Source organism: Peptostreptococcus canis, assembly GCF_014229965.1.
GTDB lineage: Bacteria > Bacillota > Clostridia > Peptostreptococcales > Peptostreptococcaceae > Peptostreptococcus > Peptostreptococcus canis.
Map to the genome: position 1 here is coordinate 1 of NZ_JABGBW010000035.1, position 312 is coordinate 312.

General features: G+C 27.6%; 1 protein-coding gene. It reads right to left on the minus strand.

Going from position 1 to position 312, the window contains the following annotated elements:
- Window positions 1-312 (minus strand): hypothetical protein (locus HLB29_RS09585; RefSeq protein WP_207719564.1); only part of this gene is annotated, 312 nt, incomplete at both ends.

Sequence of the window (312 nt, forward strand, 5' to 3'; positions counted from 1 at the left end):
CTAAAATCTATATTACTCAGCTTTAACCTATATTGATTTTCGAGTAATAACTCTAACCCTTTGCTATCCCCTTTTAATTTCAATAAATATGACGAATCATTTTCTTCCAATGCCAAATCTTTTTCAATTGTACTTAAAAACTCAATAAGTTGGTGAAAATCAGGGTTCATAGTATACTTTGCACCATATCTTGTAACTTGATTATTAATTATGTTATTAGTTTCTTTATAAACTCCATTCGAAAATTCAACAGTAACATCACTTTTTACACTTCCATTTGATTTAATGCGTACTTTTCCTTCTTTTATTTGT